The sequence below is a fragment of the Bacteroides sp. CAG:189 genome, assembly GCF_000432295.1.
In the GTDB taxonomy this organism is placed as follows: Bacteria; Bacteroidota; Bacteroidia; order Bacteroidales; family Bacteroidaceae; genus Bacteroides; species Bacteroides salyersiae.
Genome location: NZ_HF990996.1, coordinates 1 through 7,411, shown reverse-complemented (window position 1 = coordinate 7,411; position 7,411 = coordinate 1). Strand labels below are relative to the sequence as shown.

Annotated in this window: 7 protein-coding genes; 3 read left to right on the top strand and 4 right to left on the bottom strand. The window is 43.8% G+C overall.

Going from position 1 to position 7,411, the window contains the following annotated elements:
• Window positions 1-88: 88 nt before the first annotated feature.
• From QVP90_RS02055 to QVP90_RS02040, 4 genes are read right to left on the bottom strand one after another with little or no spacing between them, the layout of a single operon-like run.
• Window positions 89-868, bottom strand: a complete 780-nt coding sequence (locus QVP90_RS02055; RefSeq protein ID WP_005930712.1) for a glucose-6-phosphate isomerase family protein — start codon at window positions 866-868, stop codon at window positions 89-91.
• Window positions 869-881: 13 nt separating this feature from the next.
• On the bottom strand, window positions 882-2,657 hold the full coding sequence (locus tag QVP90_RS02050) for a class I mannose-6-phosphate isomerase (RefSeq protein ID WP_021935537.1): 1,776 nt from the start codon (window positions 2,655-2,657) through the stop codon (window positions 882-884).
• Window positions 2,641-3,603: an ROK family protein gene (locus QVP90_RS02045; protein ID WP_021935536.1), complete on the bottom strand. Its 963-nt coding sequence runs from the start codon at window positions 3,601-3,603 to the stop codon at window positions 2,641-2,643. Before QVP90_RS02045 ends, QVP90_RS02050 begins: the two co-directional genes overlap by 17 nt.
• Before the next feature lie 6 nt (window positions 3,604-3,609).
• Window positions 3,610-4,167, bottom strand: a complete 558-nt coding sequence (locus QVP90_RS02040) for a glucose-6-phosphate isomerase family protein (protein ID WP_005930707.1) — start codon at window positions 4,165-4,167, stop codon at window positions 3,610-3,612.
• A 393-nt stretch (window positions 4,168-4,560) separates the two neighbouring features.
• On the opposite strand from QVP90_RS02040, the gene QVP90_RS02035 reads away from it, so the two are divergent.
• From QVP90_RS02035 to creD, 3 genes are all read left to right on the top strand, one after another.
• A complete protein-coding gene (locus QVP90_RS02035) occupies window positions 4,561-5,145 on the top strand; it encodes a hypothetical protein (protein ID WP_007479598.1) in 585 nt (194 codons plus the stop codon).
• Between the two features lie 3 nt (window positions 5,146-5,148).
• A complete protein-coding gene (locus tag QVP90_RS02030; RefSeq protein ID WP_005928132.1) occupies window positions 5,149-5,445 on the top strand; it encodes a winged helix-turn-helix domain-containing protein in 297 nt (98 codons plus the stop codon).
• A gap of 81 nt (window positions 5,446-5,526) precedes the next feature.
• Window positions 5,527-6,873 carry a cell envelope integrity protein CreD gene (gene creD, locus QVP90_RS02025; protein ID WP_021935535.1) on the top strand — a complete coding sequence of 449 codons (1,347 nt, stop codon included), beginning with the start codon at window positions 5,527-5,529 and terminating at the stop codon, window positions 6,871-6,873.
• Window positions 6,874-7,411 lie beyond the last annotated feature (538 nt).

The following is a 7,411-nucleotide window of genomic DNA, read 5'->3' as shown; positions in this document are numbered from 1 at the left end:
ACTTGACTACTAAACTACTTGACTACTAAATCACTTGACTACTAAACAACCACTTAACATTTTGGCTACTGTATATAAATTATTCAAGCTAAGGTTGATAATTCTCCCATACCTCCTTTTTCAGTTCCGGGCGGGGAACATATAAGAAAGTATCCGGATTTTTTTCAAAAGTCGTATAGATGGCTTCCCCCTTTACGATGCCGAGGGCGGAGTAATCGGCAGGAGTTTTGCAGATCAGTTCCGATTTCTCATAAAGCGGATTGGCTTGCCACTCTATTTTATTCTTATCGTTAAAGACAGGAAACCAGGCGATGCCTTTATGCCTACGCACTCCCTCGTACTCAAAACCGTAGTCGCGGTCACACCAGGCACCGAATGTCAACGGTTCGTCCGGATTGGCACTGATAGTGGCATGCGCCCAGTATGGGGGGACAATCACAACGTCACCGGGACGGGCATAAACGGCAAAACAACGCCCGGGATTATCCTCGGCAAACTCCTGCATATAGATAATCGCTTCGCCCGACCAGATTTCATAAACCTCCGGAGTAGACCATTGGCTGAATTTGGAAACCCAGTGAATATGTCCCTGGCTACGTATGGGTTCCCGTCCTAATTTTCCGGCGGCATAAGTCACCACCCCATAGAGAAGGTGCATCTCTTTCAGAAGCGGTTCATGGATTTTCTTTCCGACATCCATGGCAATGGCATACACTACTTCGGGACCGTCACAATCGGGATCGGATAAACTCTTGCGGATATCTTTCAGCAAACGGTTCTCTACCGGAGGGCCAAAAACATCGGGACCATAAACGAACCCCATGGGATTCGTTGTGGGTTCTATATCAAAACCTGGATTAAATTTCATACTCAAAATCGAATTAAGGATTGTGTTTAACAAAAGCTTTAATAGTAGCGCACTGCTTACCTGCGGATTCTCCATAAGGGCGGATCGTATATTCTTTCACCGATTCCGGCACGATAAACGTCTCGGCATAATGAACAACAAACGGCTCGAACCCTCCTGTCGGACTTTCCACAATGGCCTCTCTCCCTTCAACCAGATTGAGAACATTCACACTGCCGTCCGTCCGGTGCAATACGGGAGCGGTAAACCAATGACGGCGGGTTTCGATGAACTCGTTTTCGTGCAAACCGGTACGTTCTTCCCTCCAGCCTTCGCCCTCGGCCACCGGCTCTATACGATTGAAAATCTCTTTTCTGACCCAAGACTCCGTACGGTTCCATTGAATGACTTCCTGCCCGTGCTTTATATTGATGGGACGCGGACGGCCATCCAGCCCGAGACGTCCCCAATCCCAAAGCTTGAAAGTGAAGATATAAGGAGTCGCACTGATTTCAAGCACCATACCGTTTGTTCCGGAACAATGTATCGTGCCGGCAGGTATCAGCAAATGGTCGTGCTTCTTAACGGGATAGCGACCCACGTATTTCTCCGCATCGAAGCAACCGCTTTCCTGCGCTTCATTAAGGGCATCAATCATCTCTTCCGGTTCGATCCCCTCTTTCACCCCCAAATACACGGTAGCATCTTCTGCCGCATCCAACATATAATAGCTTTCGTCCTGCGTGTAGTGCATACCGAACTTTTCCTGTATATATTGTGTCAGGGGATGTACTTGCAGACTCAGATTTCCTCCCTCCATCGTATCGAGAAAATCGAAACGGATCGGAAACTCGTCACCGAAACGGCCATATACCGGATTGCCTAATAAACGTGCCGGATAAGCAAAAACAAGATCGATAGAAGGTAATTCGAAACGTACGTCTCCAAAACCGAGATAAAGACTGTTTTCCTCGGGGACACAATCGAAACACCAGGCAAAATTAGGCACCTCCCGGTCGAGGTCACATACCTCTTTCATCCATTGTCCGCCCCAAGGTCCCGGATCGAAAAAAGGAACGACCCGGAAGGGGGTACGGGAAGCCTTTTCCAGTCCGGCTTCTATTGCCTTTGCAGTCGCCATCTTTGGATTGCCGGCAGTATTCGTATCGAGTACATAATCCCACTTCTTCATCAGTTTCTTCTTGAAGCGGTCACAAATACGCCAGTCTACAAAAAAGGCACGCTTGTATTGCAATGAAGCACGTTCTTCCCTATTGCTGATGCCGACATTCGATACCTCGTTGCGACGGAAACGCATCTGTATCTCCCAACGGGCCATATCGGCGTACACCAGCAAATCATACGAAGGCTGTACGTAAGCCGCACCGACCCCATAGACAAAAACAATGCCTTCTGTAACGGCAGCAATCTCCGAACGGATACCCGACAATTTATCTCCGTCGAAATAACAGTCCATGTTCTGACGGGTCATATAACCGAAAATCTCGTCTTCCGTGATGTCCTGCTTCAAGATGGCATCTATCTGTTCCGGAGACTTCATGGCATCCGCCGAAAAGAACCAACGGGAAGCCGGGAAAGCAGACTGCAAAGCCGTAACCACCTCTTCATCCGATACTCCCTGGTAACATTCCAGCACCACGACCTTTACTTTCTTTCCGATCTGCGACAGGTCTTTCTCCAGACGATCGGAAATAGCTCTCCAACCCACCCGGCACTCTTCCTCCATACCCGGCACGTTCACCACCGGATACTTATCATAATTAGATTTCTCATTAAAATATCTGTTCATAGCATTTTTCTTTTTTTATTGTTGACAACGTACACGAAATTCCCAAAAGAGCGGCATTATCCCCCAATAAGGAGGCTCTGATCTCTACTTCATTTTCCGGCGACCAAACCAGACGGTCGATCCGTTCTTTCAGATAAGGCAATATGATATCCGCACTACGCATAATCCCGCCGCCTATCACGATGATCTCCGGATCATAAGCATGGATGTAATTGATAATGGCCGCCGCCCATACATCCATGCAATCCTGACATAAAAGAGTAGCTTCCGGCTCTCCCTGTCTCATTAAACCGAACAGGGTTTTAAAGTCGTAAGAAGAAGCTTTCGCCTTATACTCATTGCTGATCTTGGAATGGGTACGGATAATCTCCGGCAGGAAAAAGGAAGAAGCCATTGCTTCCACACACCCGATATTTCCACAAGTACAACGCCGTCCACGATAGTCCACGACGATGTGTCCGCCCAACGACCCTGCCTGATAATGAGTTCCTTTTATAATCCGTCCATCCAGTACGACCCCGGTACCGATTCCCGTACCAATGGTCATCATTACCATGTTCCTGCTATTTCTTCCGGCACCGAAACACCACTCTCCGGCAAGTGCCAGGCGGGCGTCATTATCGATAATGAAAAGAGTTTCCCAATTCCTGTAAACCCACGAAGCCAGATCTATGTCACAGGCATCATCGTATTTATCATTGGTGGAAGTCACCCTTTTCTCCTTCGGATTGACCATACCGGGAAAGGCCAGCCCTATGCCGGAAAGCTCTTCTTTCGATACCCTCCATTTTCCTAACAACCGGTCTATTACCGTCTTCATAACAGGAAGATTGTCGGCCAGACTCCCTGCTTTGGCGGGAAACGAGTTGAATTCAAGGATTTCCGCTCCTTTCACCAAACCGATCTTGATAATGGTACCTCCTAAATCTATTGCTATACAATACATTGCCGGTCAGATTAAATGAGGGACACCATTCACTTCCATCAATCTGGCAGAGAATCCGTTTTCTGCAATCTCGGCATAATTATGCCCGGCGTCCGAAGGCCAGCAGGCAGCAAATGAGAAAAGGGAGCTTCCCGTATTTGCCATCCGATGGGCTACTCCTCCCGGAATGTAATGCAAGCTGCCGGGAAATACATGTTCGGCCCACACATTACGCTGCCCGTCCATCAGAATCAGCATACCTTCGCCCTCCAGTCCCCAGTAGAATTCCGCACGGTCGACGTTGGCATGATAATGTCCTTTCGTCATCATGTACTCATTGCCGACTTTCCCCGGATACAGATAGGTAATGCCGAAGTACAATCCGCCCGGAGTTCCTTCTTTTTCGGGTAAAAAACTGCTGACTTCATAAGCAAGCTGATTCTGGGGCATTCGTTCGAAAGCTTCCGCATCGGCAAAGATGCCTTTCAAGTCGGATAAATTCCGGGAGATTTTAAGGACATCGCGTCCTACCAGATTCTTATCGGTAAAGAACAGTTCCGGAAAGACAATTTTGTTATTTTCCATAATCACCTATATTTTAAGATTCCACATATAATTCGATGGGAACAAAGGTAGGCCATAGCCATAGGCGGTCTGTCTCCTATCTTCCCCGATAATTATGTTATCTTATCATTTATACAGGTATATGGATTTTAATTGATAATATTCCAGAATATAGCCTGAATAATTCACACTCAGTAGTCAAGTAGTAAGTAGTCAAGTAGTTAAGGAAAATGCATCAGACAAGTCATTTCTACTTACTACTTATCTACTTATCTACTTGACTACTTACTACTTGATTACTGATCATAAATCATTCAGGTACAATTGTATTTTTGTGTTTTATGTATTTTTTCTGTTATTTCCTTTGTCCTTTCATTATTTCTATTTTACTTTGTGGCGCAAAGTACTTTTTATATGGATAAGAATAAGGCATTAGAATCGGTTAATGAGATAAAGGAGTTGATGGAGAAGTCCTCCAAGTTTGTATCTCTCAGTGGAATAACAGCTGTAATGGCAGGTGTATATTCATTTGTTGGCGCTTATGTAGTGGGCCGGGTTTTCAATTCAGAGGCTTCTTTGGCGGAGATGGTTGTTGTGGCTTCGCTGATACTGATGGCCTCGGTTATTACGGCTTGTGTGCTTTCCGTATATAAAGCGAAGAAGACCGGGACAAAGTTATTCAGTCGATTGACATACCGGACTGCCTGGAACTTTTCGCTTCCGTTACTTGTGGGTGGATTGTTCTGTATAGCCTTGCTTTTGCACGGGAATTATGGGGTGATTTCTTCAGTGATGCTGTTGTTTTACGGATTGTCTTTGGTGAATGTATCCAAGTTTACTTATTCCAATGTGGCATGGTTAGGATATGCATTTCTTGTTTTGGGTGTGATAGATTGTTTCTTTGAGGGACACGCACTGATGTTCTGGACCATCGGATTCGGAGGCTTTCATCTGTTGTATGGTATATTGTTTTATTTGCAGTATGAAAGGAGCAGGTGATTGATGTTAGAAGGATTCCAAAATATAAATAAAGCTTTTGAAAGCAAGGTGCGGTTGGGGGTTATGGCGGTCTTGATGGTGAATGATGAGGCTGACTTCAATATGCTCAAAGAACTGCTTTCACTGACGGATGGTAATTTGGCGAGTCATACCCGCGCTTTGGAGGAACTCGGTTATATTATCTGCTCGAAAACTTTTGTAGGGCGAAAGACAAAAACTTCTTTCCGGGCGACACCTCAAGGGAGAACAGCTTTTAAAGAGCATATCGCGGCATTGGAGAGCCTGTTAAAATCTACTTAATACATTTTCTTTCACTTTGAGAAGGTAAACTATATAGAAAACTAAACCAGACTTAATTAATTTACTAAACACTATTCTACTATGGACAATTTGAATGAGAATTTAAACGGAATGGAGAAGCCGGCAGGATGTTTTCATCGTTTCTCTAAAACAATCAAGGTGGTGGTTATTGCCGTATTGGTACTGCTGCTGTTGATACCGATGGTGATGATTGAGGATATGATCAGGGAGCGCGGACGGACACAAGTGGATGCCATCGAAGAAGTTAGCCAGAAATGGAGTCTTGCACAGACCATAACAGGTCCTTATATCAATTTGCAATATCCTGTGGTGTCGGTGGATAATGGAAAACAGAAGGTAAGTATCAGTAATGTACTGCTGTTTCCTGATGAATTGTTTATAGACGGACAGTTGCGTACGGAGATTTTAAAACGGGGTATTTATAAGGTAAACGTTTATCAGTCGGAACTGGTTTTTAAAGGCTCATTCAGTCTGGAGGAGCTTAAGAAAAGCGGAGTGGATCTGGACGCGATGAGGTTTGATAGAGCTGCTATCTGTTTTAACTTGACGGATATGAGGGGAATCAACGAGCAAATCAGCATCATGTTGAATGATTCGGTCTATATGTTTGAACCCGGGATGGACCGACGGGGAATAAAAGGTACAGGAGTACATGCCGTTGCCGATCTTACTGCTTTGAAAGAGAATAAGAAGCTTCCGTATGAGATGAAAATTAAATTGAAAGGTTCGCAATCCATTAATTTTAGTCCGCTTGGGAAAACGACTAAAGTGAATCTGAAAGCCAATTGGGGTACGCCGAGTTTTACCGGTAATTATTTGCCGGATAATCGGAATGTTACTGAAAATGATTTCTCGGCACAATGGCAGGTTTTAAATCTGAACCGGAATTATTCGCAGGTGATAGTGGATTATCGGAATACGAGTGCACGGGATATTGATGATTCTAATTTCGGAGTTAATCTGAAAGTACCCGTGGAACAGTATCAGCAGTCTACACGCACTGCTAAATATGCTATTCTTATTATATTGCTGACGTTTACAGTAATCTTTTTTACGGAAATAATGGAAAAGACACGCATTTATGCATTACAATACTTATTGGTGGGGTTAGCGCTGTGCCTGTTTTATAGTCTATTGCTTTCTTTGTCCGAACATGTAGGGTTCAATATCGCTTATCTGGTTTCGGCATTACTGACCATTGGTTTGGTGGGTGGCTATATGTTAGGCATTATCCGGAAAAAGAAGCCGGCCTTTATCATGTCGGGGTTGTTGAGTGTGTTGTATATCTATATATTCATTCTTATTCAGTTGGAAACTTTTGCTCTGCTTGCCGGTAGTTTGGGACTGTTTGTCATATTGGCAGCCGTAATGTATTTCTCTAAAAAGATTGATTGGTTTAATGAATAACTAAACAGACTATTCTATATTTTTGATTTGGATGCCTGAAGAGAAGCGTAAAAGCGACTTTTCAGGCATTTTTATTGCTCATATATCTGTATAGAAAAAAAGGAATAACTGGGGTATGGATATAAAAAAAGGAGCAACGCCTTGCTCCAACCTTTGTTAACCTTAAATCTAATACTATGAAAAACACGATGCAAAGATACGGACATTAGCGAAATCTGCAAATTATCCAAGTAAAAAAGTATGTTTTATAACATCGTTTAAGAAAGTGTATTCTTCAATTAATACTTGATAAGAATTATAAGAGTACTTTGCTTCATTCATGATCTGAAAATGCTTATAGGGCAAGAAAAGTAAATGAGAGGTTTAAATGTTATCTCAACGTTATTTTTACGTTAACGCGGCATATTTTAGCTCCATTGTTCGTTTCTGTGCGGACATCTGTCCGGAAACGAACGTATTCTTAAAATAAATATTTGCTGATAATCAGTTGTTTATGATTTTGGCACAGCTCTTGACTATATAAAAGCGAAGGCGGTTG